Genomic DNA, 26718 nt, shown 5'->3' with positions numbered 1-26718 from the left:
AACGCATAAGGATGCCCCGATGTGATCTGCATTACCCGAACGCAACTTCATTCGGCCGGAACGAGTTCGGCGAGCAGGGCTCGGACGCGGCGGTCGATGTCGTCGCGGATGGGACGGACGGCGTCGACGCTCTTTCCGGCGGGATCGTCGAGTTTCCAGTCGAGGTAGCGCTTGCCGGGGAAGACGGGGCATGCGTCGCCGCAGCCCATGGTGATGACGACGTCGGCGGCTTGGACGGCTTCGGTGGTCAGCGGTTTGGGGAATTCCCGGGAGAGGTCGAGCCCGAGTTCTTCCATCGCGGTGACGACCGCGGGATTGATGGTGTCGGCGGGGTCGGATCCGGCGGAGCGCACGGTGACCGTTCCCCTGGCGTGGTGGTGGAGCAGGGCGGCGGCCATCTGGGAGCGGCCGGCGTTGTGCACGCAGACGAACAGGACCTCGGGGATGGCGGACACGCGGTCTCCTCGGGTTTCGGCGGTGGCCTTCAGGCGCTGGGCGGGGCGGGAAAGCGGCGGCGCAGTGCCAGGGACACGTAGACCAGTGCGATCAGCACGGGGACTTCGATGAGTGGACCGACCACCCCGGCGAGGGCTTGGCCGCTGGTGGCGCCGAAGGTGGCGATCGCGACGGCGATGGCGAGCTCGAAGTTGTTGCCCGCGGCGGTGAACGCCAGCGTGGTGGTCCGCTCGTAGGACAGGCCGGCCGTTCTGCCGAGGGCGTAGGACCCGGCCCACATCAGCGCGAAGTAGGCCAGCAGCGGTAGCGCGATCCGGGCCACGTCGAGCGGCTGGCTGGTGATGGCCTGTCCCTGCAGGGCGAACAGGATCACGATGGTGAACAGCAGGCCGTAGAGCGCGAACGGCCCGATCCGGGGGATCAGCCGCGTCTCGTACCAGTCGCGGCCTCGGGCTTTCTCGCCGAGGCGGCGGGTGAGGTAGCCGGCGGCGAGCGGGATGCCGAGGAAGATCAGCACGCTGCGGGCGATCTCCCACCCCGACACGTCCAGCCCGGCCCTCTCCAGGCCGAGCCACCCCGGCAGCACGGACAGGTAGAACCAGCCGAGCACCCCGAACATGATCACTTGGAAGACCGAGTTCAGCGCGACGAGGACGGCGGCGGCCTCGCCGTCGCCGCAGGCGAGGTCGTTCCAGATGATGACCATGGCGATGCAGCGGGCAAGCCCGACGATGATCAACCCGGTGCGGTACTCGGGCAGGTCCGGCAGCAGCGACCAGGCCAGCGCGAACATCAGCGCGGGCCCGACGACCCAGTTCAGCACCAGCGACAGCACGAGCAGGCGCCGGTCGCGGGTGACGGTGTCGAGCCGGTCGTAGCGGACCTTGGCCAGTACCGGGTACATCATCACCAGCAGCCCGAGCGCGATCGGGAGCGAGACCCCGGTGACGGTGACCTTCGCCAGCGCGTCGCCGAGGCCGGGGACGACGCGGCCGAGCCCGAGGCCGGCGGCCATCGCGGCGAGGATCCACACCGGCAGGAACCGGTCCAGTACCGGCAACCGGCCGGCGACCGGTACCCCGGCGGCCGGTGCGGATGCCCGCGCGGTCACGCCCGCGTCCCGGCGGGTTCGCCCGGCCGGTCCACGGACGGGCGCGTGAGCAGGGCGGCGAGCTTGTCCGTGGTGGCCGGCAGCAACCGGTAGTAGACCCAGGTGCCGCGGCGTTCGCCGTCGATCAACCCGGCCTGGCGCAGCAGCTTCAGATGGTGCGAGATGGTCGGCTGGGACAGGTCGAACGCCGGCGTCAGCTCGCAGACGCACACCTCGCCCCCGTCCCGCGAGGCGATCATCGACAGCAGCCGCAACCGCACCGGATCCGCCAGCGCTTTGAACACCGGCGCCAGCTCGGCGGCCTCGTCCTCCCCCAACGGCGCGGACAGCAAACCGGTGCAGCAGATCTCGGCCCGGTCCAGCACGGGAAGCTCTTGCATCGACATTCTTCTATGTTGACAAACTTCGATCCAAGACGCAAGACTGGATCGACAGACATCGATACAGCCGAAGGGACCATGCGATGAGCGAGCAAGCAGCCGACCTGAGAGAGACGGTCCGCGAGCGCTACGCGGCCGCCGCGACCACGATCACCGGTGGCGGCGTCGCCGAAGACTGCTGCGGCCCGGAACCGGTGGAGATCGACGACAACTTCGGTGCCGGTCTGTACGCCGACACCGACCGCGACCAGCTGCCCGCGGAGGCCGTCGCCGCGTCGCTCGGCTGCGGCAACCCCACCGCTGTCGCCGAGCTCCGCGCCGGCGAGCGGGTGCTCGACCTCGGTTCCGGCGGCGGCATCGACGTCCTGCTCTCGGCCCGCCGGGTCGGCCCCACCGGCAAGGCATACGGGCTGGACATGACCGACGAGATGCTCGCCCTCGCACTGGCCAACACCGCCAAGGCCGGCGCCACCAACGTGGAGTTCCTCAAGGGCACCATCGAGGCCATCCCGCTACCGGCGGGCACCATCGACGTGGTGATCTCCAACTGCGTGATCAACCTCTCCGTCGACAAGCCCGCCGTGTTCGCCGAAACCTTCCGCGTGCTGGCACCCGGCGGCCGGATCGGGGTGTCCGACGTGGTCGCCGAGGACGACCTCACCCCCGGCCAGCGGGGCGAACGCGGCTCGTATGTCGGCTGCATCGCCGGCGCCCTCTCCTTCGCCGAATACCGTCGGCAACTCGAAGCCGCGGGCTTCACCGGCATCGAGATCACCCCCACCCACCAGGTCGCCGACGGCATGCACTCGGCCATCGTCCGCGCCACCAAACCCACCGTCGGCTCGTAGTTCGCGAGAACACCGCCCACCACGGCGCCGGAAACGCCGTGGTGGGCCGCAAGTCAGCCGAGGCACTCGTCGGCGAAGAACGTGCCGAGTGACTTGCCGGTGATCCGGCGCATCGGGATTTCGTCCTAGCCACCCGCGTAGATGCTGCACGCCGCGCCGATCCAAGGTCAGGAGATCCTGCGGCGGTAGGTCGCCGTGGCGAAGACGTAGGCGACGATGAGGATGCCGGCGCACCAGGCGAGGGCGATCCAGACATCGGTGCCAACCGGCTGCTGGGTGAACAGGTCGCGGATGGCGTTGACGATCGACGTCACCGGCTGGTGGTCGGCAAAGGCGCGCACCGGGCCGGGCATGGTGCCGGTGGGCACGAAGGCCGAGCTGAGGAACGGCAGGAAGATGAGCGGGTAGGAGAACGCGCTCGCACCGTCCACGGTCTTCGCGGAGAGGCCGGGAATGACGGCGAGCCAGGTCAATGCCAGGGTGAACATGACCAGGATGCCGGCGACCGCGAGCCAGGTCAGCACTCCGGCCCCCGAGCGGAAGCCGATGAGCAGTGCGACGCCCACGACGATCACGAGCGAGATCAGGTTGGCGACCAGCGAGGTCAGCACGTGCGCCCACAGCACGCCCGACCGTGCGATCGGCATGGACTGGAATCGCTCGAAGATCCCGCTCTTCAGATCGGTGAAGATCCGGAACGCGGTGTAGGCGACGCCCGACGCGACCGTGATCAGCAGGATGCCGGGCAGCATGTAGGTCACATACGAATCCGATCCCGTGTCGATCGCGCCGCCGAACACGTAGACGAACAGCAGCATCATGGCGACCGGCGTGACCGCGGTCGTGATGATGGTGTCCACGCTGCGCGTGACGTGCTTCAGGGATCGTCTCAGCAGGACGGCGGTGTCGCCGAAGAAATGCTTGTTCATCGTCGTTCCTTACTTGTCCGCGCCGACGATGGCGAAGAAGACGTCTTCGAGGGTCGGCTGCTTTTCGACGTATTCGACCTTGGCGGGCGGAAGCAGCCGCTTGAGTTCGGCGAGGGTGCCGTTCACGATGATCCGTCCTTTGTGGAGGATTGCGATCTGGTCGGCGAGCTGTTCGGCCTCGTCCAGGTACTGCGTCGTCAGCAGCACCGTCGTGCCGCGCGCGGCGAGGTCCTTTACCGCGGCCCACACCTCAAGGCGGGCCTCGGGATCGAGCCCGGTGGTCGGCTCGTCCAGGAAGATCACCGGCGGATTCCCGATGAGGCTCATGGCGATGTCCAGCCGGCGGCGCATGCCGCCCGAGTACGTCGACACCTTCCGCGCGGCCGCGTCGGTCAGCGAGAAACGCTCCAGCAGGCCATCCGCGATCTTGCCCGGCTGCTTCAGGTGCCGCAACTGGGCGACGAGCACGAGGTTCTCCCGGCCGGTGAGGATCTCGTCGACGGCGGCGAACTGTCCGGTGAGGCTGATCGCCTCCCGGACGTTCGCCGGTCGCGTGGCGACGTCGAAGCCATCGACGCTCGCCGTCCCCGCGTCCGCCTTGAGCAGCGTGGACAGGATCCGCACGACCGTGGTCTTGCCGGCCCCGTTCGAGCCGAGCAGGGCGAAAATGCTGCCCCGTGCCACGTCGAAATCCACACCACGCAGCACATGCAGTTTCTTGTACGACTTTTCCAGGCCCTGCACCTTGATCGCGGGCCCCTTGGCCTGGTCGGTTGTCATCCGGATATCCGTTCTCTCCTTTGTCACGATTCGCCGCCCGTGACGCGATCGATGGCGTTGGTCAGCCGTCCCCGCTCCCGGCCGATCCACTGACCCTCCGGGTAGTTCCGGAGAAACGCCTCAGCGAACTCCACCGGGTCTTCCCCGACGACTTCGCGGATCGGGGTTCGGTCCACCGCGCTCTGCTCGAACAGGTCGATGAGGTCCTCGTGCATCGAAACCACGCTGGCGCCGTCCCCCGGCCCGAAATACATCAGGTACCGCTCCAGCGCTTCGACCGCCGTGCGATAGTCCTCGGGGAGCTTTTTGGTGCGCGCCTTGTACTGCCACCATCGCCGCTTTTCGCCGATGTCGCCGAGCACCAGTGCGATGAACTTTGAGATGAACATGGTCAGCTACCCCCTTCGCGGAGCTGTTCGAGCCGTTCTGCGAGAAAGCTCCAGGTCTTCCAGAACTCTTCGAGGTGTTGCCGTCCCTGCGCGTTGAGGGAGAACACCTTGCGCGGCGGCCCCTTCTCGGACGGAACCTTTTCCACGTCGACGAGGCTCTTCTGCTCGATCCTGACGAGCAGCGCATAGACAGTGCCTTCGGCGATGTCGGAGAAGCCCTGATCCCGCAGCCACGCGGTGATCTCGTAGCCGTACGCGGGTCGGCCGGACAGGATCGCGAGCACGATGCCCTCCAGCGTTCCCTTGAGCATCTCCGTCATCTGCTTGCCCATGGAACACTCTCCAGCTACTCAGCAACACTTACTACCGGTAGATAGTAACACTGACTAGCGAGCGCACAAGCTTCCCCCGCGACAGGTGCCGTGGCGGGCGGGCCGTCAGGCGGACTGGGGCCAGCCCACGGCCCGGTGGTCGCGCACCGCCTCTTCCAGCGCCCGCATCCCGAGGTCGATGAGCGGGTTCCGCCGGCTGCCCCGGCGCACGCAGGTGAGGATCCGCCGCGTCGGCATGTTCTCGCTCGACACCGGCACCCGCACCACCGCCTGCCCCGCCGGGCCCTCGGCCAGCCGCGGGACCAGCGAGACGCCCAGCCCGTTCCCGACCAGCGACCAGACCGCCGGCCATTGGGTCGCGGCATGCACGATCCGCGGCGAGAACCCGGCCGCCGCGCACAGCACCCGCACCCGCTGGGCGTGATCGCAGGTGCCGGGGTCGGCGACGATCCAGTCCTCGGCCGCCGCGTCCTCCAGCCGCACCGATGCCGCCCGCGCCATCGGATGGTCGGCGGGCACCAGCATGACGTGCGGCTCCTCCAGCAACAGGCCCTGCTCGAACCGCGCGTCATCCGGCGCCGGCCCGCCCTCGACGGGCTCCACGACCGCGAGATCCACCTTGCCCGCCACCAAAAGGTCCATGCTCTCCGCGGTGTCGCATTCGCGCACCTGCACCAGGATGTCGGGATGGCTGCGCCGCAGCCGCCCGGCCGCGGGGGCGATCAGGCCGCTGATCGCGGTGGTGAAGCCCGCGATGCGCAGCGGTCCGGTCTGGCCGGCCCGGTAGGACTCCAGCTCCGCCTGCGCCTCCTCCCACCGGGCCAGCAACGCGTCGGCGTGGTCGATGAGCACGAGCGCGGCCGGGGTCAGCCGGACGCCCCGGCCCTGCGGCTCCAGGAGCGGGACCTTGAGCTCGCGCGCGAGCTCGCGCAGGTGGTGGGAGACCGCGGACGGGGTGAGGTGCAGGGCCTCGGCGGCCGCGGTGACCGTGCCCTGCTGGTGCACCACGCGGAGCATGTGAAGGCGGCGCAGGTCAATCATGAAATCATCTTGCACAATCACCTGCAAAACATGCAATGGACGGCAACGGTCGTCCGGGGTCATCCTGCTGACATGATGACTTCCAGCCCCCGCGTCACTCGTTTCACGGCGGTCTGGACCCTTATCGGCCTGGTGCTGCTGACCCTCAACCTGCGCGCGGCCATCACCGGCATCCCTCCGGTACTGGGTGAGCTACAGGACGCGTTCGGGCTCACCGGCGTCGACGTCAGCGTGCTCACCACCCTGCCGATGCTGTGCCTTGGCGCCTTCTCCGCGCTCGCCCCCGTGCTCGCCCGCCGGATCGGCACCGAGGCGGCGCTCACCGCAGCGCTCCTGCTGATCACGACCGGGCTCCTGCTGCGCGTGGTCCCCGCCCAGCCGGCGCTGTTCACCGGCACCGTGCTGGCCGGAGCCGGGATCGCCACCGGCAACGTGCTGGTGCCGGCGGTCATCAAGCGCGTGTTCCCCGGCCGCGTGGGTTCGGTCACCGGCATGGCGATGATGCTGATGTCGGTCAGCGGTGCCGCCGCGGCGGGCCTGGCCGTCCCGCTGGAGCACCTGGGCGGCTGGCGGCTGGCTCTGGTCGTGTGGGCCTTCCCGTCGCTGGTCGCGGCACTGGTGTGGGGTCCGCTCGCGCTCCGCGGGTGGAGGCAGGCGCCCGCCAGCACCTCCGCTCACCCGCAAACTCTTGCGGAGCACGGGTCGCTGCTGCGCTCGCCGCTGGCGTGGTCCGTGACGATCTTCATGGGTATGGCGTCGCTGATGTTCTACACGCTGATGTCGTGGCTTCCCGAGATCATGCGCGAGCACGGGTTCGGGCCGGCCACCGCCGGGATGATGAACTCGGTCATCGTGATCATCGGAATCCCGCTCGGTTTCGCCGTACCGGTGGTCGCCGCCCGGCTGCGCGACCAGCGGCCGCTCGTACTCGGGGTCGTCGCCGGGATGGTGCTCGGACTCGGCGGCCTGCTCCTCGCTCCGCGGGGCGGTTGGGCCTGGATCACGATCTTCGGGTTCGCCACCGGCAGCGCGTTCCCGCTCGCCCTCACGCTGCTCAACCTGCGCTCACCCACCGCCGCGGTCACCGCGCGGCTCTCGGGCATGGCCCAGTCCGGCGGCTACCTCCTCGCCGGATCCGGCCCGCTGACCTTCGGCCTGCTGCACAGCGTCACCGGCGGCTGGGAGGTGTCGCTCTGGTTGCTGCTTCTGCTGGTGGTGCCCGAGCTGGTCTGCGGCCTGCTGGCCGCACGGCCCGGCTTCGTCCGGCTGAACCGGAACAGCACACTCGATCAAACCGCCGACGCAGTCTGATTGACAGAAAGCAAAGGAGTCGAAACCAATGTTGCTGCTGATCGTGATCGTGGAACTCACCGTGCTCTGCACAGTGGGATTCGAGCTGGCCGCCTTGGCACAGGGAACCTCGCGGATGGGTGACTGGTCGCTGAGCTCCCCTTACCCGCGCCGCGACCGGAATTCAGACCGCACTTGACCCTTCAGCTTCGGATCGGGGTCAGCGGAGGTCGCGGATGAGATCGCCGATGACGGAGTCAACCACGTCCGAGTTGAACGTGTCCGTGTTGATCAGCAGGGTCACGGCCCGTTGGCCGTCATCGGTGACGGCGTTCCGGAACTTGTGGCCACCGGCCATGCTGCCGCTGTGGCCCCAGGTGGCGAGGCCCCGAATGTGTCGATAGCCCTCGACCCCCAGGCCGTAGTCCTGACCGGAGTCGTCCGGAATGGTGCGTTTCATTTCGGCGAGCTGGGCTGGGGCCAGCAGTTTCCCGGTCAGCAGCGCGGTCCAGAAGGCGGTCGTGTCGGCCCCGGTGGAGATCAGCGCCCCCGACGCGTCGGCCTCGGAGGTGTTCCATTCCGTCCTGTCCACCAGCTTCCCAGCCCGCTCGACATAGCTTCGCAGGTCCGGCTTGGGAATCGTGGTCCGGTCGCCAGGCCAAGAGGTTTCGCACAGGCCGAGCCGCTTGATGATCCGCCGGTCGATCTCGGTGCCGATGCCGCGGCCGGTGACCTTCGTGACGATCAGTCCAGCCAGGTTGTAGTTGGTGTTGGCGTAGGCGAAGCCCGACGGAGCCCGGTCGGGTGGGGGCAAGGTCAGCGCCTGCTCGACTGTCCGCAGGGGCTCGATGTGATCCCAGCGGTGCGCCTCCTCGTCCGCCCAGAACGGCGCGTCCAGATAATCGGGCAGGCCACTGGTGTGCTGCAGAAGCTGCCGGATCGTGATCTTGCGACCGTCGTGGTGTTCGGTGCGGATGAGGCCGGGCAGATGCTGGTCGACGGTGTCATCGAGCTTGATCTTGCCTTCGCCGACGAGCTGAAGCACGACCGTGGCCGTCCATGCCTTGGTATCGCTGCCGATCCGGCCGTGCTCATCGCCGACGACCTTACGGCCAGTCCTGCGGTCGGCGAGGCCAACGCCGCCGTTCCAAACGCCGCAACGCGGGCTCTTCACCGTCACCGCAATCCCCGCATCGATACTCCGCAACGCCTTCAGCGCGGTCTGGATGGGCTTGGTTTCACAGGGTGGTGTGGTGGCCGACGCGACCGGCGCCACCGCCAGAGAGGCCGTGACCACCAAGGCCACGGCGGCACTCGTCCAACCTCGCATGATGTCTCCTTCCACGGTTACCGCATCGAGCCCTGCTGGTACAGGTTCCGCGTGGCGACGGCGTAGCGGCCGAGCGCCGCGGGAAGCACGGTCACGCCGCTGCCCGGGCCGTCCGGAACGGACAGACAACCGTCGTCGAGCCGGAACGCGTCGGTGAGGTCCTCGGTGTAGTAGCGGCTGGAGGCCGAAATGTCGCTCGGCAGCACGAAACCGGGAAGTGCGGCGAGTGCGAGGTTCTGCGCGCGGCCGATACCGGTCTCGAGCATCCCGCCGCACCAGACGGGTACCCCGTGCGCGGCGCAGATGTCATGAATCCGCCGGGCCTCGAGGTAACCCCCGACCCGGCTGGGCTTGATATTGATGATGCGGCAGGCGCCCAGCCCGATCGCGGCGGCGGCCGTGCGCGCGGAGCGGATCGATTCGTCGAGGCAGATCGGCGTGCGCAGCAACTTCGAAAGCTCGATGTGACCGCGCAGGTCGTCCTCGCCGAGCGGTTGCTCGATCTGGACGAGTCCGAACTCGTCGAGCCCGCGCAGGTGTTCGGCATCGGTCAGCGAGTAGGCGGTGTTCGCGTCGACCTGCAGCGCCAGTTCGGCACCGAACTCGCGGCGGATCGCGCGAACGGGCTCGATGTCCCAGCCCGGTTCGATCTTGATCTTGATCCGGACATACCCCTGCTCCAGGTAGCCGGAGACCGACTCCAGCAGTTCCGCGATCGTGTCCGCGATCCCGACGGACACCCCGGCGGGGACGCGGTCGCGCACCGCCCCGAGGTAGGTCGCCAGCGGCATCGCGTGCGCGCGGCACTCGGCGTCGAGGATCGCCGTTTCGAGCAGCGCCTTGGCCATCGGGTTGCCCTTGACCGGCGACATCGCGGCGGCAATCCGGGCGGCACTCGGCCGGTGCAGTGCGGTGACCCTCGGCACGAGGTGATCGAGCAGGACGCGCTCGGCGCCGGCGGCGAACTCCGAGCTGTACAGCGGCTCGGGGTCGCCGCCGAATTCGGCCCAGCCTTCGGCAGCGTCGGTCACCACGTGCAGCAGCAGGGTGTGCCGTTCGGTGTCGGTTCCCCGCGAAGTCCGGAACGGGCGGACGAGTGGAAGGCGGATCTCGATGAGCTCGATGAGTTCGATCTTCACGGCTGTTCCTTCCTGGTCAGGTGGTACCAGCCGGACTTGCTGAACCCGGTCGCGACGAAGCCGGCATCGAAGACCGGACGGAGGGCATCGCGCACGGCCGCCCGCCACTCGACGGCGAGCCGCTGGTCCCGGCGGCGCGTGGTGACGATGTCGGGTGGGACTCGGCACCAGAGCCCGTTTTCGTCACGAGCGCGGAACGGCGCGCCATCCGGCGCTGGCCGCGGGTTGAGTTCCGCGCTGTCGGGATCGGGTCCGGCGCAGTGGGCGGAATGTGGCTCGGAAAGCGGCCAGACGGCGGTGAGCCGGTCGGTTTCGTCGTGCCCGTTGACACCGTCGTCGATTCGACCGAAGAGGTCCACTGTGTACTCCGTGGCGGTCGCGCCGAGCTTGGCGAGGTTGAAGTGGGCGTTGCGGCTCACCAGCGGGTCGAAGGTCCAGATCATCGAGGTCATGCCGCGTTCGAGCGCCCAGGCCCGCTGCGCCTGCTTGAGGGCGAAGCCGACTCCACGATCGCTGGTGCGGGCGGCCGCGATCACCGAGTAGACGGCATTGGCGGCCGGCGAGCAGAAAAGCAGCACGGACGCGGCGGCGACGCCGTCCCGGTCGTCCGCGTAGTGCACGGCGCCTCCGGCATGCGCGAAGGCTCGCAGCGCGTCGGGCGCGAACGGCGGCTGGGCTTCGGAGGTCTGCCATACCGCGGCGAAGAATCGCGAAATCGCCTCCACCGTGGGGACGTCCTCGGCCAGGTGGATCCGGACCCCCGCACGGGCCGCGGCGCGCGTGGCGGTTTCGGTCGCGCTCGCCTCGGCCGAAGCGAGTACGGTCGCTGGAACCGCCCGCGGCACACCTGCTGGAACGTGCATGCTGACAGCGTCGCGGCCGTGCCGGCCAGGCGTATGCAGCGCCCGTCCAGAGATTCCGCGAATACTTTGTGCGTCTGGCTGAAGAGGTGAGGATGCTCGACCCTGAGGTACCCGATCTCGGCCAGGTCCTCGATGCGTTGGGCTCTTCGCTGCTGCGGCCGTTGACCGCACTGCCGGAAAGGCCGGTACCGGTCTCGGGCGTGCTCATCTTCGAGCGGCGAACCCCGCTTCCACCCGCCCACGACGCGATCCTGCTCGCCGTCGGCGTGGGCACGGCCGAAGCACTGGAGCTCGTCGGTTCGGCGGCCGAGGCCGGTTACGCCTGCCTTGTGGTGAAGAGCTTCGGCGAACCGGTCACCGAGCTGACCGAAGCCGCGCTGCGGTCCGGTCTCGTGCTGCTCGCCGCCGACGAGGCCGTGGCCTGGCACCACCTGGACGCCATGCTCTCTTCGGCCCTTGCCTCAGCGGCGCGTTTCGCGCAGGGCCCTGGCGACCCCGCCATCGGCGATCTGTTCGCACTGGCCAACGCGATCGCGGGAATGGTCGGTGGTGCCACCGCGATCGAAGATCCGCACCGGCGCATCCTCGCGTACTCGACCTTGCCCGGCCATGGCATCGATGAAGGCCGCCGCCAGGGCATCCTCGGTCTCCAGGTGCCGGACGCCCCGGACCACTACGACGAGCAGTACCGCACACTCGCCCAGGTGCGGCGCACCTGCCGGTTCCCCGCCCTTCCCGGCGGTCTTCCCCGCCTCGGCGTCGCGGTCCGCGCCGGCAGCGAGGTACTGGGTTCGATCTGGGTCGTCGACGCCGAGAACCGCCTCGATGAAGCCTCCGAACAGGCACTCTTCGACGCCGCAGACATCACCGCGCTGCACTTGCTCGCGGCCCGTGCCGCGGTCGATGCCGTCCGCCGCAGGCGCGCCGACCTGTTGCGCCGGTTGCTCACCGACCCGAGCAGTGTCACCGCCGTGGCCCCGCGACTCGGCCTGGACCCCGACGTGCCGGTGGCGGTGGCCGCGTTCGCCGTCGCCTCGAGCGACGCCGACGAGGTTGTCGCGGCGCATGCGGCCACCCGGCTCGCCGACCTGGTGAGCCTGCACTGCGAGGCCCACTACGGCAGGCCCGGCTGCGCGTTGATCGACGGCACGGTCTATGCGCTGCTGCCGGGCGGGCCTTCACCGAACGCGCACCGGGAACTCGTCGCCGACATCGCCCGGCGAGCCCACGGCGCACTGCGGGTGCGCATCCAAGCGGGACTCGGCTCGCTGGTCACCGGCCTGCGCTCGATCGCGAGCTCACGCGCCGACGCCGATCTCGTCCTGCGCGCACTCACCGAACGGCCGGGTGACCCGGAACCGTGCCAGGTGGCCACGATCGACGAGATGTGGGCCGGCGCGGCACTGTCCGAACTGGCCCGCATACTCGCCGCGCACGAGGCGCTGCCCCGCAGGCTCGGGCCCGCGATCCGCGCCCACGATCTCGAGCACGGCACCACCTATGCGTCCACCATCCGCAGCTACCTCGACGCCAACAGCGATATCGCTGCCGCCTCCACTCGGCTGTCCGTGCACGCGAACACGATCCGGTACCGGCTTTCCCGCGCCGAGGAGATCTTCGGGGTCGATCTCGCCGACCCGGACGAGCGGCTGGTGCTGTGGCTGCGGTTGCGGCTGGGCGACCAGCTCGGCTAGCGCGGCATCGACAACGGCCCGTTCGCCGGCGTTGGTGCGTTGTCGACGGATTGTCGACGAGCCTTGCGACCGTGAGGTGGTGCCGAGAGGGCAGAGCTCCCGGCGTGCCGATGGGGAGGTTCCCGTGACGATCGACGATGTGCCCAATGTGGAAGAGGCGGAGTCTCCCTCCCCGTCGATATCCCCCAGACCCGACAACATTCCGGCGACGGTTTCCATCGGCCTGCCGACCGGGGCCGTGCAGGTGGGCGTCCCGGCCAGGATCACGTTGTCGGTCAGCCGCGGCACCAGCTGGATACTGCGGAACAACGCTTGGGAACCGGTTCCCTTGGTCACCTTCACCGAGATGGACCTCGAGGCGGCGGGCCACAAGTTCGTGGACAACAGCCCGTCCGCGGGCAACGGCGCGAGCTTCCCGGTCACATTCCCGCACACCGGTACCCCCGCGGTCGCCGGGTGGGGGGTCACCACCACCGGGCAAATGGTGCGGGCCAGCACGAAGATCGTCACCGTGGTGGCGCCGTTCCCGCCGGCGTTCACCTGGGTGGCACCTGCCGACCGTGCCCGCGTCGACGTCAGCCGTGGGCCTGCCCAGGTCGAGGTCCGGCTCAGCACCGGGACGAATCAAAGCTATCCCTTCGCTGTAACCATCGGTCACGACGGCACGAGCACGAGTGCCCAGCACACCGGCACCAACTATGCGAAGACGATCACGCTCAGTCCCGCCCCGCTCGGGCCCCGCGAGATTTCCGTGACGTGCACCGATCCGGGAGGCAAGGCAACGCAGGAACGTCGGACCGTCATCGTGGACGACGGTCTGCAACCCGCGGTGGCGATCGATGACTTCGACCCGGTCATCACCGTCCCGGAAACGCCTTTCACGGTCACCTTCACCGGGACGACGGCCGGTGCGGCGGCCGGGGTCAACGGCGTCAGGTATCGGATCCTCCCGGAGACGACTTCCGTGCTGGCGGACGGCACCGGGCCGACGGGGAACGAGTGGTCGAGCTGGCGAGCCGGCATCCGGTTCCCCAGCTCGGGTACTTACACCTTCGAAATCACGGCCACCGACAACCAGGGGGCGAGCGCGAACGTGAGCGCCTCCATCACCCTCCAGGTGTGACGGCGGCGATGACTTCATTCCGGGACAGCGCACTGTTGCGCCTTGCCGATCCAGTGGCGTTCCGCGCGCTCCTGTTGCCTTCGGGAGACAGCGAACGGCGGCTGGTGCGTACCGCGCTCGCGGCGACCTACGACCTGTCGGCGGTGCGGATCGACCAGGTGCGCGACGTCGTCGTCGACGAGCTGGTGCTGCAATTCCCGCTCTTCTCCGAGAAACGGACGGCGGGAAGCTGGACCCAGCTCGTGCCGACTTACAGCCGTACCGAGTTCGTCGTGGACAACGAAAGGTCACCAAGGCCGGTGTGGATCGACATCCTGGCCAAGCTGAAGGTCACCGTGGTGGCCGAAACCGATGCCGCCGGGGTCGAATCGGTCGTCAACGAAACCGTCGAAGGATTCACCACCTTCGACGAATTCCGTCAGCGCCTCCCGTTCGTCGACCTGGACGCGTTCATGTCGGAACACGGCATCAGCACCGTCGAGGAGTTGCGGGAAGCATTCCAGTACCTGCTGTCGACGGTGCGGCTGCGTACCGCGGGCCCCTTCGATCCGGACGACCCGGCCAACGTGCACACGCTCGGGGTGGCCGTCGCCACGGTGGCGGTCGATCCGTTCGATCTCACCGAGGGCCTGCGGGCCGGCCGGATCATCACCGAGGCCGGCCGGGCGGTGGCGGGCGCGGAACCGGTGCTGCCCAAGGTGGAGTCGATCGCCCCGTATGCGTCGGCGGTCGTGTTCGCGGAGACGGGACCGGCGGATGGCGGGACCACTGTCGCGGCGGTGGAGCAGCTCTTCGCCGGCGCGGGGGTGGCGGCGCTGTTCCTTCCGTCCACATCGGATGAGGCTACGAAAAGCCATGAACAACAGGTCAAAGAAAGACAGGAGGGGGAGCGATGACCGTTCGCTATGTCCGGGTGAATCCGACTACCGAGCTTTTCGCCCCTGCGGTTCGTGCCTTCGGCAGTCTCGCGGTGATCGGGAGGGTCACGCTGCCATCGCCACCACCCGATGGCGCGGCAGAAGTGGGCGTGCCGATCACGTTCACCGATCCGACCGAAGCTCGCCGGCGCGCGCCCGGTGACCTCGGGGACGCGGTCGCCCTGGCGTTCGCGCAGTCGCCAGGCCCGTCGTCGGTGACCGCGGTCCGGGTGAGTGAAAGCTCGCCGGACTGGCAGGCCGCGCTGGACGAGGTCGCCCGTCTCGACGTCCAACTGGTCGTGCTGGCTAACACGCCACTGGACGACGACACCGGGGTCCCTGATGGCGCATTGGTGTCGCTGGCCGAACACGTCGCTTCGGTGTCGACGACCGGCGGAGATGGAAAGCAGCGGATGGGGGTGGCGATGTTGGCCAAGGATTCGGCCGATCCCACTCCGGTGACGGGTGTACTGGCGAGCGAGCGGATGGTCTACGTCGCGCATCGCAGCAGCCAGGACGCCGCGGCCGCCGTCGCGGGCACGATTGCGGGCTATCAGCCGCATATCTCGATGCTGCTGAAGCAGGTCAACATCACCAGTGAACCCTTCAGCCAAGCCGAAATCGAGGACCTGAACGGTACGGAAACCGAGCTGTCCGGACCGGCGGGGAACGGGGTCAACTGGTTGACCAGCCCGGCGATCATTCCCGGCAGCGGTGTCTATCTCGGCGAGGGCTACACCGGGAACCCAGGCGGGAAGAAGTTCATCGACATCGTGCGCACAGTCGACGACATCACGTTCCGGCTCAACGCGCAGCTCATCAAGACCATCGGAAACGTGCGGATCGGCCGGTCCGGTCTGCGCGCACTTATCGCCCAGCTTGAAGCGATCCTCGGCGTCCAAGTGCAGAACGGGGTGCTGAACGGGTTCGAGGTCTTCGTCCCGCTGCTCGCCTTGCTGGACAAGGATCCGGCAACGCTCACCGCTGGGGAGGCCAAGCGGATCAACGACGCACAGGCACAACGGGTCGTCGAGGTCATGGCCGCCATCCAGTACGCCGGTGCGGTCCACCGGCTTTCGATCGCGCTCAAGTTCAAGTAGGGAGAACCGATGCCGGACTGGAACACCAGACTCGAGGTCAAGCTCGGGGACAACACGATCACGCCGATCTCCAGCTTCACCCCGACCTTCAACGTGCCGCACACCGTGTTGCACAGCATCGAGGCGGACAACGTCGGTTTCGTCCGTCAGCCGGTGACCTTCACCTTCACGATGGCCGTGCCCGCGGTCGCCACGGCGGTGGCGGATCTGACCGAGCTCGCCACCAGTGGCCAGGAGTTCTCGGTCGTGGTCGCCGAAAAGAAGGGCACCGACTGGGCCTTCAACTCCATCAAGTTCGCCCGCTGCGTGGTCACCGCGGCCAATCCGAGCAACGTGGTGATCGACGGTGTACCGCAGGCGAACTTCAACTGCCTTGCCTTGGACGTCGGGGTGGAGGCATAGCCATGGACACCGACGACTTCGAGAATTCGTTTGAAATTCCCGGTTTCTCCCAAGGCGGGCGAGTGGAGCGCACCGGTATCGCGCTGGTTCACGTGGACGAACGCATCATTCCGGCACCGGGAAGCGAAGCCGTCATCTCGCCGCCCGGCGGGGCGGTGGTGAATTACCACTTCCCGGTCGAGATCCAGGCGATGGGAGCACTGCCCGCCACCGAGCGCCGGCGGCTGGCGAGTCAGCTGTTCGACGGGATCGAGCGGGAGCTGGCCGCCCGCGGATGAAGCCGGCGACTTCGAGGGGAGGCAATGGTGTCGGGAACCAACGTTCCGGTGCTCGTCGGGCCGGTGCCGCTGCGCTACGTGCAGAGCATGTCGGTCGCCGAGGGCTATGAGACCCCGCACGTCCACGGCAGCAGGTTCGTGCAGCTCACCCAGCCGGCCAGGAAGGAGATAGGCATCAAGGCGGTGCTGATCGGCTCGGAACGGTTCGGGCTGAAGAAGGCGCTGGAGGCGCTGGCACTGACGTCCATGAACCTGGCCGCGTTCGCCGTACCCGTGCTTCGCAATGGTATTTCCGTGGTATCCGGCCTCACGATCAGCCTGGACATGCAGATCACGAACCTCGAGTTTCAGCAGAGCGTGGAAAGACGCGACGCGCTGGACGTATCGATCTCGCTGGTAGCGGCGGTTCGGCCAGGTTTGTCCGCGGCCTTCGGAGAAGTGGCGGATCTGGCCGTGGCTGCCGGAACCGCGTTCCTGCCCGGATTCGTGCAGCCCAATCCGGTCGCCCGCACTGCCGAGGATCTGTTCTGACCATCGGAATCACACCAGGAGGGGAGGTCGGCGATGCCGACACGTACCTATCTTCGCTTGCCGATCAACGCCGACGAGGGCTTCCCACAGGCGTTCCGGCTGGCGATGTCCGGCCGGAACTACCTGTTCCGGCTGCATGCGAACGTCGCCGAGGAGATGCTGGAAGCCGCCGTGGACGGTCCGCTCGAACTGCCATCCGCCGGGGCGTTCCTGGTGCTCTCGGTGGAACGGGAGGAACCGGGCGGGCTGGTCGGCCTGTTCCGCCGCAAGCTGGTGCCCGGTGTGGAGTACCTGGCGGCCGAGCTGGCGCTCACCTTCGCGGCGATGCGGCTGGACCCGCGCAACCTCAACGGAGCGGGCTCGTTCGGCTCGGTCGTCCGAGGCGGGGTGGCACCGCGATGAGCGTCGTACTCTGGTACCGGATCGAGATCGCGGCAGTCGCCGCGCTGGCAGGGACGGCGACCGGGCCCGGCCTGCCGATCACGATCTCCAATGACGTCCAAAGTGGATCTACGGTCGCCGACGCAGACATCACCGTGACGATGAGCGACGCCGCAGCGGCGGGCACGTTTGAAGTCAGCGTGATCGACTTGCCCGCTTCGGTGACGGAACTGATCAAGAAAACGCACGCCGCCAGACCGCTGAACGCCACCGTCCACCTTGGATACTTCGACGAGCCTTCGACCCAAACCGGCGCGAGCCAGGTGCTGGTCGGCCGTATCATGTCGGTGACTTCCGGTGTCGGCGACGACGGCCTCGCCCGCACCGTGCTGCACGGTCAGGAGGAAGGCGGATACCTGCTCCGCAACACCCCGGCCGAGCTGGGGCCCGCACCGGGCGTCAGGATCGTCGATCTCACCGAGTCACTGGCCAAGGCCGCCGGAGTCGGGCTCGCAGGTGGCTCTTCCGCGGGCGAAGGGCCGGCCGACTTCACGGTTCGCTCCGGTTCCGTCTTGGACGCGCTCGCCGAGATCGCCGCCCGTGCGGACGTTCCGATGGTGCTCCGCGACCGCCAGGTCCATCTCGGTGACGCGGTCGGCGCGCCGGCCGACCGGGCGCCGGTGGTGTTCGACCCGGACACGAACCTGGTCGCCCTCAGCAGTTCGACCGCGGAGGACACGGCGCCACGTGCGGCCTTCCGGCGACCCCCCGCCGCGGGCAGGCCGCCTGTCCGCACCACGCTGGAACTGACCGTGCTCGGTCATCCAGGGCTGCGGCCTGGCCAGGTGGCCACGATGGCCGGCCTGTCCGGAATGCCGACGGGACCGTTGCGGATCTCGCGTGTGGTGCACTGTTTCCACGTCGACTCCGGCTACACCGCGCAGCTCCGGCTGATCTCCGCCGAACAGGGAAAGCGGGCCCAGGTCGCCACCGAGCTGCAGGGGCTGGTGGACCGCGTGCGGGGAGTCGTCGACCGCGGTCGTGCCGATCATCCGGCGATCGACATGGGTGAGGTGAGCGGCTACGTGCCCGCGGGGCACCGGGCGTCGTTGCGGTACGGGCAAACTCCGGAACCCGGGGTGACGGGACCCAGTGTGGCGAGCCCGGTCGGCTCCGGGGCGGAGCTGCACGAAAAGCCGATCTCCTCGCCGTTCGCGTTCCACAAGACCGGGTTGATCGTCCCGGTATATCCGGGGATGCGCGCGGTGCTCGCGCACAACGACGGGCAGGTCGACGACGCGATGGTCGCGGGTTTCGTGTGGGCGGAGGAACGGCAACGACCGCAGGGCAAGCGCGGCGACTACTGGCTGGCACTGCCAACCGAGCTGGGGAAGAACGGTCTGCCGCAGGGCAAAGGTGTCAACGACCTCACCGACGCCGGTGGCCACCGGGTCATCCAGGCGGCGGCGCTCCACCTGGTGGTCGGCGCCGGCAGACTGCCCGAGGTCGGTGTCCGGCCCGAGCCGCCGACCGGTGATTCGATCACCATCGACCACCACAGCGGCACGACGATCAGGGTGGATTCCGCGGGCGCGGTCACGATCAGCACCGAGGGCAAGCCGATCACCCTGACCAACGGCTCGGTCAGCATGAAGCTCGACGGCTCAGCCGTGGCGGTGACCTGATGGCCGCCGTTCTGACCGAAGCGTCCGTTGTGAAATGTGTGCACGGCGGAGCAGTGAAAGTGACGGCAACCGGCACTTCGCTCACTGTGCACGGGCAGGCCGTGTTACTTCCGAGCGACCTGCTCATCGGCGTGATCGACTGCCCGAACGCATCCGCTCCCTGCGCGACGATCACGGGGATCACCAAGGGCCTCAGCGCGAAGCTGCGACTCGGAGGCCAGCCCGTGCTGCTGGCGACGGCGGAGGGAACGACGAACTCCGGGACCTGGCGGGTAGCCGACGCGAACCAAGCGAAACTGGAGGCGCTATGACCACGCCCTTCGGTCGCGGCCTGCTGTTGGAGGACGGCGACCTGGTGCTGGCGCAGGGACGGCTGCGAGAAGTCGAGTCGACGGCGAACCTCAGCCAGGCGCTGACGTTGCGCGTACTGACACCGTTCGGGTCCGATCCGTTCAACACCGGCTACGGACTGGACATCGAAGGTGTCTTCACCGAGGCGAACCCGGTGCCGATGGTGAAACAGCTGATTCAGGCGAACCTGGTTCGCGCCCTGGGTACCGATCCGCGCGTCCGCGACGTCCGGGAGGTCGTCTTCGATGACGACCCGGACCTGCTGGCCGCGAACCCGGCATTGGCCGCGGCCGCCCGATCCGCGCATCACCGTCGCTTGTGGACCGTTCGGGTCGTGCTCGACACGGTGGCGGGCGACCCGCTGACACTGCTGGTGGATGTGGGGGTGTAGACGGCCATGACCGATTTCGGAGTGACCGAGCAGGGCTTCGTGCTCAAACCGGTCGATCGGATCCTCAGCGAAGCCTTCGATCGTGCGCGTGCCGTCTTCGACGACGTCGACCTGACGAGCACCAGCGCACTGCGCAAGATCCTGGAGGTGACCGCGGCCGAGGACGGCGAGCTGTGGAAACGGATGGAGGACCTCTACTACGGCAGCTTCGTCTCGACCGCCGTCGGCGACGGTCTCGATCTTCTCGGCGAAGACGTCGGACTGGCACGACCGCAGTTGCCGAGTACCGGCGAGGTGCTGTTCACGCTGGGGAACGCAGCGCCGGGGAGGCGCTATGTCGTGCCTGAGGGGGCCATCGTGATCACGGGGACTCCCGTGCGAGCGTTCGGCACCACCGCGTCGGTGACGCTGGACGAGGGCAACACCAGCACCACTGCCGAAGTGGTCGCCTTCGAACCGGGACCCGGCGGTGACGTGCTCGCCGGCGAGATCGTCGGCATCGACCCCACCTACGGTTCGATCTTCCTGGCCGATCTGGGCGACGCCACGCTGACCGTCACCAACCCGCGGGTGACCGCCGGCGGCACCGAGACGGAATCGGACGACGTCTACCGAGCCCGACTGGCTGGCCTGGCGCGCAACCTGTGGACGGTGGAGGCGGTGGCACAGGCGGCGTTCGGGATCAGCGGAGTGCTCGACGTGGCGCTATCCGATCCGCTCGGCGGAGTGGACGTCTCGCGAAGCGTGTTCGGCAGGTTCTTGTTCGGCCGGCTCGCCTTCAGCGCGGAGGCGAGGCGGATCGGTGAACCGTACTTCTTCGATGTCGTCGTCGCACACGAAACCCGTGCGCCATGGCGAACCATCGGTCCGGTGCGAGGGATCTTCGAACGTGTCGCCGAGGCCGTCGGCGCTGTGCGGCCGGTCGGCATTCATCCGAACATCATCGAGGCGGACCACGTCGAGGTGGGGGTGCGGGCGACGGTGGTGGTCGAACCCGGATCGGACGGCCCCGCCCTGCTCGCCTCGATCCGCCAACGGCTGGCGGCCGGCATCAGGGGCCAGCGGCTCGGCGGCGACGTGCTGTACTCGCAGGTGGTGCGGACGTTCGTCGAAGAGCCGGGCGTTCTCGACGTGCGGCGGCTGCACCTGCGCCGCACCCCGCGCGAGGCTCAGGAGAGCACGCTGGTCGAGGTACCGGTCGGCGAGAATCTGGTGATGGGGCCGACCGAACTGGCGGTGTTCTCGCCGGGCGGCGACACGATCGATCTCACGCTGGTGACGTCATGACAGGGCCGGGGCTCGCCGCCGTCCGGATGGGACGCCGGCTCACGTCGCCGTTCGCCCGTGGTGCGGACACCTTGGCCCTGCGCCTGTCGTCGACCGGTGCCCCGGCCACCGCCGACGTCGAGGCGTACGACTTCACCGACCATTTCGCCCTCTTCGGCCGGCCACCGGCACCTCGCTATGTGCTGGAACTCGTCCGGGACCTGGCACCGGGAACCGTGGTGGCCGTGCGCTATGTCCAACCTGGCGGCTCGCCAGCGACGGCAACGGTGACCGTCCCGGCGGGGTCGCTCGCCGGGGTATCGGTTCCGCTGGACATCCCCGTGTCGCCGGAGGTCCGGATCACCGGCCTGACCATGACGCCCGCCCCACCCGACGGCAGTGCGGACGGGTTCTGGCGGCTGACCGCGTTGCTGGGCACCATGGCCAAGCTGCTCTGGGTCGTCGGCGGCGAACGCGACCAGCTCCGCAGCCACTTCATCCGCACGGTCGCGCAGCGGCACCTGCGCACGGCGGCAGGGCCGAGTCTCGACCTGATCGGCGCGGACCTCGGCGTGCCGCGATTTCCTCCGCTGCCCTACGGATTCGACGACGGCACCGTAGCGCTCTATCACCTCGACGAGGCCGCCGGAAGCGCCGTGGCCGGTGACCTCACCGGCCGCTATCCGGGCCGTAGCGGCCATCCCGGTGCGCTGCGAGGTGCCGTGCGGCCCGGCGCGCCTGGCCGGTACGGCCCGGCGTTCGCCTTCGACTCGTCCGACGCCGCGGTGGAGGCGGCCGGCGATCCCGCGTTCGACATCGCCGCGGACGCCGACGCGACCGTCGAGTGTTTCGTCCGGCCGGACGCCACCAGCGAGGACGGCCATCTACTCTTCCGGCACCCGGGTCCTGGGGGTTCGGGTGCCGGTTGGCTACTGTCGATCGGCGACTTCAAGCGGGGGTTGAAGCGGAATCCGCGGCTGGTGGTGACCGACGGAGCCAACCCGCCGGTCACGCTTTTCGCAGATGTCGATCTGCCGGTCGATGCGTTCACCCATGTCGCCGGGGTACTGGACAGGGCCGCGAAAACCCTCCGGCTCTACGTCGACGGGCGGCTGCGGGCCAGTGCGCCGCTCGGTGCGCTCGGCGCCGTATCGAACACCGCCCCGCTGCGCATCGGGCCCGGTGGCAGCGGGTTCCGCGGGGCGATCGACGAGGTGCGGATCTCCTCGGTTGCCCGAGCCGATTTCTCGCCGGCGCTCGGTGAGGCGGACGAGCACTACCGCAGGCGGCTACGCGTGTTCCGACGCTGGACCCTGCCGACTGCCGCCAACCTCGAGGTGATGCTCAACGAACTCGTCGGCACGATAGACGGGTTGCCGGACCAGCTGGTGGTGGCGGACCGCAACGCGCCACTGGCTCGCGGCACCCGGCTGATCCGCATCCGTCCCGTCACCTTCAAGCCGGGTGAATCCCTTGACGCTGCGGGCTCACGCCGGACATCCGAAGTAGACATAGTTGGTACCGCGGCGGACGAGGAGCGGTTCGACCCGGCGTTCCTGCTGCGGTACGACCGCACGGATGTCGACTTCGGCGAACCGGGCGCACCGGCCGACCCGCAGCTGATCCAGGTCGGCCTGGCCGCGCCGCTGGACCGGCTGGTCGCGTTGGCGGCGGCCGAACCGGGCGGCAGGCTGCGGATCAGCGCGGCCTACGATCCGGACGCGGCGGATCTGCGGGCGAGTGGGCGTGCGGTTCTGCTGGGGCACAGCACGATCGCGCCGGGACGGCTGGCGGCGTTGGCGCACCGTGCCGGGTTCGACTTCGTGCGTTTCCACCCGGACGCTCAGCCCGACGGGGCGCAGGTCTACGCGGCCATGGCCCTCGGCGACTACTTCGCCATCGACGTCGCTCCGGCTCCGGCCGGGCCGGTCGAGTTGGACACCGGGTCTTCGGTGACCCTGTCGCTGCGGCCGGCGCCGCCGCCGGGTTCGGCGGTGCGGTGGCTGATCGTGCCCAGCGGCCGAGGACGCGGGTCGATCACGACGAGCAAACTGCCGGTGACCGAGTTGCTGGCCACCGCGGCGGGCCAGCTGGTCCTGCGGGCCGAAGTGACCCTGGCCCGGAACACCGTGGCGGCGAGCCGCCCGCTGCGCATCGGGCTGCCCGGGCTTCCCGACGCTCAGTCGATCGCCGCCGACGGCGCACTCGGCGCACCAACGTCGGTGGTGAGTGATCCCCACGAGCTCTTCCAGCAGCGATTTCTGCTGCGACATGATGACTCCCGCGTGAACTACGGCACCAGTGAGAACAACCGCCTGATGCAACCCGCGGTGGCGCGGCTGCTGGATGAGCTGCTCACCGAACTGTCCCGGCGTGCGCCGGCCGGCGGGCTCGTGGTGCACTCGGCGTTCCAGCCCGGCGGTGACGAGTTCGCCGCCCGCGGGCGGCAGCTAGTCGTGAGTCACCCGGTGATCAACGCCGCTGTGCTGGGATCGCTCGCGCATGCCTTCGGATTCGGCCATGTCACCCGCACCGGGTCCACCGTGATCATTCGGCAGGCGCCGGGGGAACTGGTCGTGGTGCGAGGACAGGACGACAGCCCCGTCATCGAACTGGACGAGGGCACCGCCCTGGAGGTCTCGGTGCAGCCCGCGCTGCCGGACGGTCCGGACAGGCTCGGCTGGGCGACGAGCGCGTTCGGTGACGCGCGAACCGTTCTCGGCAACCCGAGGCTGCCGACCACCACGGTACGTGCCGAGTCAGCGGGTTTGGCCTGGGTGCAGGCTTCCTACCAGCTCGGAGATCAACCAGGGCTCGTCGCCCCTTACACCTTCCGCGTCGGCTTGCGGTCCGGGCCGGACACGGTGCTCGCCAAGGATCAGTACGACCTGATCCTCAACATCCTGCACGCCCTGCATCCGGTCGGGGTCGAGGTCGACACCGAAGCCATCCGAGACCACACGGTCGAGGTCCGGGACGATCCGGCCGCGAGCAATCCGGACTTCACCTTTCCCAAGTTCCGCGTGCGCAACACGTTGCCACCAAAGCGAAGGGAGACCAGCCATGGCTGACATCAGCTACACGCCGCAGTTTCAGCACGACGACTGGGTGGACAACGTCGACCGCGTCGAAGCCGACGGCCCGAACGGGTTCAACACGCGGTTCAACACCATCGAGAGCGACCTGCTGGCGGTGTCCGCGGTGGTCGGCGACATCGGTGCCGAGCTGACCAAGATCAGGCCGCCGGAGGTGACCCTCTCGATCGCACCGACGTTCCACCCGATCAAGGGCTCGAACGCCTGGGCGATCCTGAACACAGGAGTCGCCGAGGCGCCTTCGGCCGGTCTGCCGAACGGGGTGATTCCCCTGGCGCTTCCGCACGGCGCCCGGATGACGACACTGACGGTACGGGGGAAGGGCGCCGCGTCGGCCGGGAACACGGATTTCTTTCTCCGGAGGGTCGCGGTGGTCGGCGGCGTGTCCGAAAGCGTGGATTCGTTCAGCACGGCGAGCACCCCGTTCAACGCGCCGCGCGTGCTACCCAATACGGCACTCAATGTGGTAGATCTCGCGAACTTCCGTTACGTGTTCTCCGCGAACAGCGGCGGATTCCTGGCGAGCGACCCGGTCACGTTGTTCTCCATTCAGCTCGCCTACGTCAACCCCTGATATGCGGATCGAATGCCACGTTCCGGTCACCGTGCGGGTGACGGGCGAACCGACGAAGGCCCAGTTGGACGCGCTCAGCGACACCGTGGCCCGCGCCGTCGCCACGCGGCTGACGAAGGCTGAGCGGGTACTGGCAGAGCGGCACCGCCGTTTGCCGGTAGTGCCCGAGCCGGTATGCGAACGCTACGATCCGACGCGGGCGAGCGCTGGGGGGCATCTTGTCCCGTCCTATCAGGACGATGGCGAACCGGTCGAGGTTCCTGTGCGGCCGAAGAAACCGCGCGGCAAGACGAAGTCAGCGGTGCCGGAAAAGCCTTTGACACTCAGGCAACTGCGTCATCGGGCGCCAACCGACAAGAAGGCCGCGGAGGAGCTCTGGGACCGCTACACCAAGATGTCCGACAGCGAGCTGAGGCGTCGGGCCGCGCCCTCGATCGGCGATGAAACGGCGCGCGCCGTGCTGCGGAACCGGACGCCGTCGAACGCGACCGATCTGGCGGAGGCCGTGGAGAGCACCTTCCGTCCGCCGCACCATGCCACCGTCGTGGTTTCGCGAGGGGGTGTCGAGATCTCGCGGACCGAACTGGTCAGCGGGAACAGGACCCCGGAAGAGGCAGCACTTCCGTATCCCGCCAGGGTGGACGAGACCCATACCGAGGCACGGGCGGTGCGGCACGCGAATCTCCGGCCCGGTGACGTCATGACCATCTTCGGTCAGTACAACCCGTGCGGCCCTTGCCAGAGAGCCATGCGGGAAGCGGCGAACCGGACCGGCGCGACGATCGAGTATCTGTGGCTGGGCGGGCAAATGACCTTCCGGCCCGCGTCCGGCGGGCCGGTGCCCGGCGGGCCGCCGCCTGTCCGACCACCGCTGCCCACTCCCCCGTCGTCGAGCCGGTTCAGCGGAGCGCAACGGGCCGTGGCGGGTGCGGTGGGGGCGATCGTCGCGGTCAACGAAGTCCTTTCGTCCGTCAACCGCGCCCGTGGCCAGGCCAACCGCAACATCGCCATGGGTAACGCCGAGTTCGCCTTCTGGACCTGGGTCGGCGCCAACCCGACCATGGGTGTCTGGGACGTCTGGTCGCAGGCCCCGCTGCCGCCTGGAAGCACGGCGAGTGTGAGCACGTTCGGTTCGTCCTCGTGGCCGTACGTGGTCGACATCGACGTTGGCGCGTTTCGGCGAAATCTGCCCAGAGTGATCCGTAGCTACCAGGACTTCTTGCACTTCGTGGACGTGGCCCGGCAGCTCGACGCGATCGAGTTGTCCCCGGCGATCCCGGACGAGCCGGACGCCGCGCAGCGCATGCGGGCCGAGCAGGTCAGGTACTACGCCACGGTCAGCAAGAACGATCGCGCGAAGCGGCGCCGGTACGACCTCACCGACGTGATCGCGCCGATCCGGGCGAAGGCACTGGCCGACCTCGACGCCGAGATGCGCGCCGAGGCTGCGGGTTTCACCGCCACCCAGCGACATCAGGTCTTCCGGCTCAAGCACGGTGCCGAGACCAAGATCTACCGCGCCGCGCACAAGGGTGGCCGCGGGCGGGGGCCGCAACAGCGAATCATCAGCTCTCAGCGGCTTTTCGGTCCCGACCCGTGGGTACGCGTGGTCGGGCCCGAGCACGACGTCGGCGGCTGGTTCAGCACGGATATCCGGACCAGGGTCACCCCGGCCAACGCGGACGCCGAGCGATCCGCGTTGGTCAGCGCGTACTGGGTCGGCGCGGATATCGACGACGTCTTGGACGAAGTGCAGGCCGCCGGCCGCCCGATCCTGGACCGGCAACCCAAAACGGGCCGGATCATCGAAAGTTTCGTCGCAGGCCCGAAGCCCGGGGACGGCCGGTTCGGCGCGACCCGCTACTACCGGAACCCCGATCCCACCGCACGCCTGACCGCCGCGGTCGGCGAACTGAACGAGTTCTGGGTCGACCGGGACGACCTCGTTCCGGTTCCGCCCGCCGAACTGGCTCGGTACATCCGATGACGGCCGGGAATCCGATGAGGCGGCGGTATCGGGTGCCCCGCGTCGCTTCCGGTGG

General features: G+C 68.6%; 28 protein-coding genes. 17 read left to right on the top strand and 11 right to left on the bottom strand.

Translation table 11 applies throughout. The features are described 5' to 3' along the window. Positions 1–47: 47 nt before the first annotated feature. From AMYNI_RS0127570 to AMYNI_RS0127560, 3 genes are read right to left on the bottom strand one after another with little or no spacing between them, the layout of a single operon-like run. Positions 48–455: an arsenate reductase ArsC gene (locus tag AMYNI_RS0127570; protein ID WP_020671310.1), complete on the bottom strand. Its 408-nt coding sequence runs from the start codon at positions 453–455 to the stop codon at positions 48–50. Positions 456–484: 29 nt separating this feature from the next. After that, complete coding sequence (gene arsB / locus AMYNI_RS0127565; protein WP_020671309.1) at positions 485–1567, bottom strand: ACR3 family arsenite efflux transporter; 1083 nt, start codon at positions 1565–1567, stop codon at positions 485–487. Then, positions 1564–1953, bottom strand: coding sequence for an ArsR/SmtB family transcription factor (locus AMYNI_RS0127560; protein WP_020671308.1), 390 nt, complete (start codon positions 1951–1953; stop codon positions 1564–1566). Before AMYNI_RS0127560 ends, arsB begins: the two co-directional genes overlap by 4 nt. Before the next feature lie 77 nt (positions 1954–2030). On the opposite strand from AMYNI_RS0127560, the gene arsM reads away from it, so the two are divergent. Further along, positions 2031–2795 (top strand): arsenite methyltransferase, encoded by a 765-nt coding sequence (arsM, locus tag AMYNI_RS0127555; protein WP_020671307.1) that lies wholly within the window; start codon positions 2031–2033, stop codon positions 2793–2795. Positions 2796–2962: 167 nt separating this feature from the next. On the opposite strand, the gene AMYNI_RS0127550 is transcribed toward arsM, so the two are convergent. The 5 genes from AMYNI_RS0127550 to AMYNI_RS0127530 form a co-directional block, all read right to left on the bottom strand. Beyond that, positions 2963–3724, bottom strand: a complete 762-nt coding sequence (locus AMYNI_RS0127550; RefSeq protein ID WP_020671306.1) for an ABC transporter permease — start codon at positions 3722–3724, stop codon at positions 2963–2965. A 9-nt stretch (positions 3725–3733) separates the two neighbouring features. After that, positions 3734–4504, bottom strand: a complete 771-nt coding sequence (locus tag AMYNI_RS45495; RefSeq protein ID WP_020671305.1) for an ABC transporter ATP-binding protein — start codon at positions 4502–4504, stop codon at positions 3734–3736. 23 nt (positions 4505–4527) lie between these two features. Further along, positions 4528–4893 (bottom strand): DUF1048 domain-containing protein, encoded by a 366-nt coding sequence (locus AMYNI_RS0127540; protein ID WP_020671304.1) that lies wholly within the window; start codon positions 4891–4893, stop codon positions 4528–4530. Between the two features lie 2 nt (positions 4894–4895). Continuing rightward, a complete protein-coding gene (locus AMYNI_RS0127535) occupies positions 4896–5225 on the bottom strand; it encodes a PadR family transcriptional regulator (RefSeq protein ID WP_020671303.1) in 330 nt (109 codons plus the stop codon). A 105-nt stretch (positions 5226–5330) separates the two neighbouring features. Continuing rightward, positions 5331–6266 carry a LysR family transcriptional regulator gene (locus AMYNI_RS0127530; RefSeq protein ID WP_026361001.1) on the bottom strand — a complete coding sequence of 312 codons (936 nt, stop codon included), beginning with the start codon at positions 6264–6266 and terminating at the stop codon, positions 5331–5333. Between the two features lie 72 nt (positions 6267–6338). Here AMYNI_RS0127530 and AMYNI_RS0127525 point away from each other — a divergent pair, with 72 nt between their 5' ends. Together AMYNI_RS0127525 and AMYNI_RS49275 are read left to right on the top strand one after the other, a co-directional pair. Next, on the top strand, positions 6339–7577 hold the full coding sequence (locus tag AMYNI_RS0127525; protein WP_020671301.1) for a CynX/NimT family MFS transporter: 1239 nt from the start codon (positions 6339–6341) through the stop codon (positions 7575–7577). A gap of 28 nt (positions 7578–7605) precedes the next feature. After that, on the top strand, positions 7606–7755 hold the full coding sequence (locus AMYNI_RS49275; protein WP_020671300.1) for a hypothetical protein: 150 nt from the start codon (positions 7606–7608) through the stop codon (positions 7753–7755). Positions 7756–7776: 21 nt separating this feature from the next. On the opposite strand, the gene AMYNI_RS0127515 is transcribed toward AMYNI_RS49275, so the two are convergent. The 3 genes from AMYNI_RS0127515 to AMYNI_RS0127505 are packed head-to-tail and all read right to left on the bottom strand — an operon-like array spanning position 7777 to position 10888. Beyond that, positions 7777–8886 carry a serine hydrolase domain-containing protein gene (locus tag AMYNI_RS0127515; protein WP_063713872.1) on the bottom strand — a complete coding sequence of 370 codons (1110 nt, stop codon included), beginning with the start codon at positions 8884–8886 and terminating at the stop codon, positions 7777–7779. Positions 8887–8903: 17 nt separating this feature from the next. Beyond that, positions 8904–10025: an o-succinylbenzoate synthase gene (menC, locus tag AMYNI_RS0127510; protein ID WP_020671298.1), complete on the bottom strand. Its 1122-nt coding sequence runs from the start codon at positions 10023–10025 to the stop codon at positions 8904–8906. Then, positions 10022–10888, bottom strand: coding sequence for a hypothetical protein (locus AMYNI_RS0127505; protein ID WP_026360999.1), 867 nt, complete (start codon positions 10886–10888; stop codon positions 10022–10024). Before AMYNI_RS0127505 ends, menC begins: the two co-directional genes overlap by 4 nt. A 92-nt stretch (positions 10889–10980) precedes the next feature. Between AMYNI_RS0127505 and AMYNI_RS0127500 the strand changes: the two genes are divergently transcribed. The 14 genes from AMYNI_RS0127500 (at position 10981) to AMYNI_RS0127430 (ending at position 26663) form a co-directional block, all read left to right on the top strand. Then, the gene (locus AMYNI_RS0127500; protein WP_020671296.1) at positions 10981–12582 is read left to right on the top strand and encodes a PucR family transcriptional regulator; all 1602 of its coding nucleotides are present in this window, start codon (positions 10981–10983) and stop codon (positions 12580–12582) included. Positions 12583–13581: 999 nt separating this feature from the next. After that, positions 13582–14601 (top strand): hypothetical protein, encoded by a 1020-nt coding sequence (locus AMYNI_RS0127490; protein WP_157357499.1) that lies wholly within the window; start codon positions 13582–13584, stop codon positions 14599–14601. Continuing rightward, complete coding sequence (locus tag AMYNI_RS0127485) at positions 14598–15722, top strand: hypothetical protein (RefSeq protein ID WP_063713777.1); 1125 nt, start codon at positions 14598–14600, stop codon at positions 15720–15722. Before AMYNI_RS0127490 ends, AMYNI_RS0127485 begins: the two co-directional genes overlap by 4 nt. 9 nt (positions 15723–15731) lie before the next feature. Beyond that, a complete protein-coding gene (locus AMYNI_RS0127480) occupies positions 15732–16124 on the top strand; it encodes a hypothetical protein (RefSeq protein WP_020671292.1) in 393 nt (130 codons plus the stop codon). Between the two features lie 2 nt (positions 16125–16126). Beyond that, complete coding sequence (locus tag AMYNI_RS0127475; RefSeq protein ID WP_020671291.1) at positions 16127–16402, top strand: hypothetical protein; 276 nt, start codon at positions 16127–16129, stop codon at positions 16400–16402. Positions 16403–16426: 24 nt separating this feature from the next. Then, entirely contained in the window at positions 16427–16933 is a 507-nt protein-coding gene (locus tag AMYNI_RS0127470) for a hypothetical protein (RefSeq protein ID WP_020671290.1), read from the top strand. Positions 16934–16966: 33 nt separating this feature from the next. Then, on the top strand, positions 16967–17335 hold the full coding sequence (locus AMYNI_RS0127465; protein ID WP_157357497.1) for a hypothetical protein: 369 nt from the start codon (positions 16967–16969) through the stop codon (positions 17333–17335). Further along, positions 17332–18999, top strand: a complete 1668-nt coding sequence (locus tag AMYNI_RS0127460) for a hypothetical protein (RefSeq protein WP_020671288.1) — start codon at positions 17332–17334, stop codon at positions 18997–18999. The genes AMYNI_RS0127465 and AMYNI_RS0127460 overlap by 4 nt, the downstream gene beginning before the upstream one ends. After that, positions 18999–19310, top strand: a complete 312-nt coding sequence (locus AMYNI_RS0127455) for a hypothetical protein (RefSeq protein WP_020671287.1) — start codon at positions 18999–19001, stop codon at positions 19308–19310. The genes AMYNI_RS0127460 and AMYNI_RS0127455 overlap by 1 nt, the downstream gene beginning before the upstream one ends. Next, complete coding sequence (locus AMYNI_RS0127450; RefSeq protein ID WP_020671286.1) at positions 19307–19741, top strand: GPW/gp25 family protein; 435 nt, start codon at positions 19307–19309, stop codon at positions 19739–19741. Before AMYNI_RS0127455 ends, AMYNI_RS0127450 begins: the two co-directional genes overlap by 4 nt. Positions 19742–19747: 6 nt before the next feature. Beyond that, the gene (locus AMYNI_RS0127445) at positions 19748–21028 is read left to right on the top strand and encodes a baseplate J/gp47 family protein (RefSeq protein ID WP_020671285.1); all 1281 of its coding nucleotides are present in this window, start codon (positions 19748–19750) and stop codon (positions 21026–21028) included. Beyond that, entirely contained in the window at positions 21025–24078 is a 3054-nt protein-coding gene (locus AMYNI_RS0127440) for a LamG domain-containing protein (RefSeq protein ID WP_084628486.1), read from the top strand. Before AMYNI_RS0127445 ends, AMYNI_RS0127440 begins: the two co-directional genes overlap by 4 nt. After that, positions 24071–24676 (top strand): hypothetical protein, encoded by a 606-nt coding sequence (locus AMYNI_RS0127435; protein ID WP_020671283.1) that lies wholly within the window; start codon positions 24071–24073, stop codon positions 24674–24676. The genes AMYNI_RS0127440 and AMYNI_RS0127435 overlap by 8 nt, the downstream gene beginning before the upstream one ends. A 316-nt stretch (positions 24677–24992) precedes the next feature. After that, the gene (locus AMYNI_RS0127430; RefSeq protein ID WP_169515774.1) at positions 24993–26663 is read left to right on the top strand and encodes a hypothetical protein; all 1671 of its coding nucleotides are present in this window, start codon (positions 24993–24995) and stop codon (positions 26661–26663) included. Positions 26664–26718 lie beyond the last annotated feature (55 nt).

Origin of the sequence: Amycolatopsis nigrescens CSC17Ta-90, assembly GCF_000384315.1 — a bacterium.
In the GTDB taxonomy this organism is placed as follows: domain Bacteria; phylum Actinomycetota; class Actinomycetes; order Mycobacteriales; family Pseudonocardiaceae; genus Amycolatopsis; species Amycolatopsis nigrescens.
The sequence above is the reverse complement of the archived record's forward strand: the minus strand, read 5'-3'. Positions and strand labels throughout refer to the sequence as shown.

What these genes read in the sequence shown, in the direction of transcription:
- AMYNI_RS45495 (WP_020671305.1), bottom strand. Translation starts at nt 4,504, where the DNA reads ATGACAACCGACCAGGCCAAGGGGCCCGCGATCAAGGTGCAGGGCCTG.
- AMYNI_RS0127440 (WP_084628486.1), top strand. Translation starts at nt 21,025, where the DNA reads ATGACAGGGCCGGGGCTCGCCGCCGTCCGGATGGGACGCCGGCTCACG.
- AMYNI_RS0127515 (WP_063713872.1), bottom strand. Translation starts at nt 8,886, where the DNA reads ATGCGAGGTTGGACGAGTGCCGCCGTGGCCTTGGTGGTCACGGCCTCT.
- AMYNI_RS0127505 (WP_026360999.1), bottom strand. Translation starts at nt 10,888, where the DNA reads ATGCACGTTCCAGCAGGTGTGCCGCGGGCGGTTCCAGCGACCGTACTC.
- AMYNI_RS0127540 (WP_020671304.1), bottom strand. Translation starts at nt 4,893, where the DNA reads ATGTTCATCTCAAAGTTCATCGCACTGGTGCTCGGCGACATCGGCGAA.
- AMYNI_RS0127445 (WP_020671285.1), top strand. Translation starts at nt 19,748, where the DNA reads ATGACCGATTTCGGAGTGACCGAGCAGGGCTTCGTGCTCAAACCGGTC.
- AMYNI_RS0127500 (WP_020671296.1), top strand. Translation starts at nt 10,981, where the DNA reads ATGCTCGACCCTGAGGTACCCGATCTCGGCCAGGTCCTCGATGCGTTG.
- AMYNI_RS0127435 (WP_020671283.1), top strand. Translation starts at nt 24,071, where the DNA reads ATGGCTGACATCAGCTACACGCCGCAGTTTCAGCACGACGACTGGGTG.
- AMYNI_RS0127480 (WP_020671292.1), top strand. Translation starts at nt 15,732, where the DNA reads ATGCCGGACTGGAACACCAGACTCGAGGTCAAGCTCGGGGACAACACG.
- AMYNI_RS0127465 (WP_157357497.1), top strand. Translation starts at nt 16,967, where the DNA reads ATGCCGACACGTACCTATCTTCGCTTGCCGATCAACGCCGACGAGGGC.
- AMYNI_RS0127525 (WP_020671301.1), top strand. Translation starts at nt 6,339, where the DNA reads ATGATGACTTCCAGCCCCCGCGTCACTCGTTTCACGGCGGTCTGGACC.
- AMYNI_RS0127450 (WP_020671286.1), top strand. Translation starts at nt 19,307, where the DNA reads ATGACCACGCCCTTCGGTCGCGGCCTGCTGTTGGAGGACGGCGACCTG.
- AMYNI_RS0127550 (WP_020671306.1), bottom strand. Translation starts at nt 3,724, where the DNA reads ATGAACAAGCATTTCTTCGGCGACACCGCCGTCCTGCTGAGACGATCC.
- AMYNI_RS0127485 (WP_063713777.1), top strand. Translation starts at nt 14,598, where the DNA reads ATGACCGTTCGCTATGTCCGGGTGAATCCGACTACCGAGCTTTTCGCC.
- AMYNI_RS0127460 (WP_020671288.1), top strand. Translation starts at nt 17,332, where the DNA reads ATGAGCGTCGTACTCTGGTACCGGATCGAGATCGCGGCAGTCGCCGCG.
- AMYNI_RS0127455 (WP_020671287.1), top strand. Translation starts at nt 18,999, where the DNA reads ATGGCCGCCGTTCTGACCGAAGCGTCCGTTGTGAAATGTGTGCACGGC.
- AMYNI_RS0127475 (WP_020671291.1), top strand. Translation starts at nt 16,127, where the DNA reads ATGGACACCGACGACTTCGAGAATTCGTTTGAAATTCCCGGTTTCTCC.
- arsM (WP_020671307.1), top strand. Translation starts at nt 2,031, where the DNA reads ATGAGCGAGCAAGCAGCCGACCTGAGAGAGACGGTCCGCGAGCGCTAC.
- AMYNI_RS0127560 (WP_020671308.1), bottom strand. Translation starts at nt 1,953, where the DNA reads ATGTCGATGCAAGAGCTTCCCGTGCTGGACCGGGCCGAGATCTGCTGC.
- AMYNI_RS0127530 (WP_026361001.1), bottom strand. Translation starts at nt 6,266, where the DNA reads ATGATTGACCTGCGCCGCCTTCACATGCTCCGCGTGGTGCACCAGCAG.
- AMYNI_RS0127470 (WP_020671290.1), top strand. Translation starts at nt 16,427, where the DNA reads ATGGTGTCGGGAACCAACGTTCCGGTGCTCGTCGGGCCGGTGCCGCTG.
- AMYNI_RS49275 (WP_020671300.1), top strand. Translation starts at nt 7,606, where the DNA reads ATGTTGCTGCTGATCGTGATCGTGGAACTCACCGTGCTCTGCACAGTG.
- AMYNI_RS0127535 (WP_020671303.1), bottom strand. Translation starts at nt 5,225, where the DNA reads ATGGGCAAGCAGATGACGGAGATGCTCAAGGGAACGCTGGAGGGCATC.